The following is a 1,113-nucleotide window of genomic DNA, read 5'->3' as shown; positions in this document are numbered from 1 at the left end:
AGGCACCCCGCCAGCATGGCGGCATGTATTGTTCGCATGGCAAATACCCTTTTATGAATTATTGCGACTGGCGTGACAGATGCTGATAGACACTGTATTTATCGAGCTGGCGCTGTATCTTTCCTGCATCATCACGGGCTTCAAAGCGGTAACCGCTGCAGTACAGAGGCAGATGATTTATCTGAAGGTCCACCCGCTCCCCGTCCCTGACCACCCACGCGGCCTGAGAAACAGTGTCGCACTGGATCCCCCAGGCCCGGTTGGTGGTCATAAATGCGTTAACCTGTCTGTCCCGCCACAGGCTGTACGACATAATGCTCACCAGAAAAACAACAAACACGCTGACAAACAGCACCACCATTCCATACGATTTTCTCTCTTCCATCCCTGCTCCTTTATTTTCCCTTCTGTAAAAGTCTGGTCAGCGCCGAAAAAAACAGATAATTCATAAGCCCGACACCGCCCATGCAGAGAATAAAGACCACACTCTCAACATAATCACTCCCCGATGTCCCTTTGACGGCATCCCAGGAGAAATAAATCACCGGAGATATGATAATTACCGTCAGCGTCAGTCTCAGAGAAAAATCGACGGCAGGATGTTTGTGAAAATTAACTTTCATTCTTTTCTCTCCCGTTATGAGTATTCTGTTTTACACCGTCAGCCTTGTGCAGCCCGATAACGTAGAAAATGAGTGATGCCGCCCCCATCCCCATCGACTCAGACCAGCCCCGGGCAGACAGTCCTGCAAACGCAACGGCAACAGCCGCCTGGCACGCCACGGCACCCAGGAATATAAGGAGCAGACTGCGGCCTGACATGAACAGGGCGATACAGGCTGGAATGAAAAGAAAGAGCACAAGCAAAACAACGACCATCAAGGACGCAGCCATTTAGTCACCTTTGATATGTTATTAATGGAGAGTTACTTTGCTGAAGACTGCGTGAGAAGTTCTTTAATACGCGCTTTTGTTTTTTCGGTCAGTTCGCTGTTATCCGGGATTTTCTGGTTATTGATTAAATCCTCCATGAAGTTTGTGAAATCCAGCTCGTTAAAATCAATCCCCTGGAGTTCCGCGACGGTAATGCCCCGACAGTCAGGACTGCTGGCG

At 49.3% G+C, this 1,113-nt stretch carries 3 protein-coding genes and 1 pseudogene; all 4 read right to left on the bottom strand.

What is annotated here, in order from left to right:
* Positions 1 to 58: 58 nt before the first annotated feature.
* Complete coding sequence (locus BHE81_RS25975) at positions 59 to 385, bottom strand: hypothetical protein (protein ID WP_020323521.1); 327 nt, start codon at positions 383 to 385, stop codon at positions 59 to 61.
* Positions 386 to 395: 10 nt separating this feature from the next.
* Positions 396 to 623 (bottom strand): conjugal transfer protein TrbE, encoded by a 228-nt coding sequence (locus tag BHE81_RS25970; RefSeq protein ID WP_012540032.1) that lies wholly within the window; start codon positions 621 to 623, stop codon positions 396 to 398.
* Complete coding sequence (locus BHE81_RS25965) at positions 613 to 894, bottom strand: hypothetical protein (protein ID WP_022644736.1); 282 nt, start codon at positions 892 to 894, stop codon at positions 613 to 615. The genes BHE81_RS25970 and BHE81_RS25965 overlap by 11 nt, the downstream gene beginning before the upstream one ends.
* A 32-nt stretch (positions 895 to 926) precedes the next feature.
* Positions 927 to 1,113: pseudogene (locus BHE81_RS25960) on the bottom strand (conjugal transfer protein TraN); the annotation flags it as partial.

The organism is Klebsiella sp. AqSCr, from assembly GCF_008452795.1.
Taxonomy (GTDB): Bacteria; Pseudomonadota; Gammaproteobacteria; order Enterobacterales; family Enterobacteriaceae; genus Klebsiella; species Klebsiella pneumoniae.
Note: the sequence above shows the minus strand (reverse complement) of the source record. Positions and strands in the feature narration are given on the sequence as shown.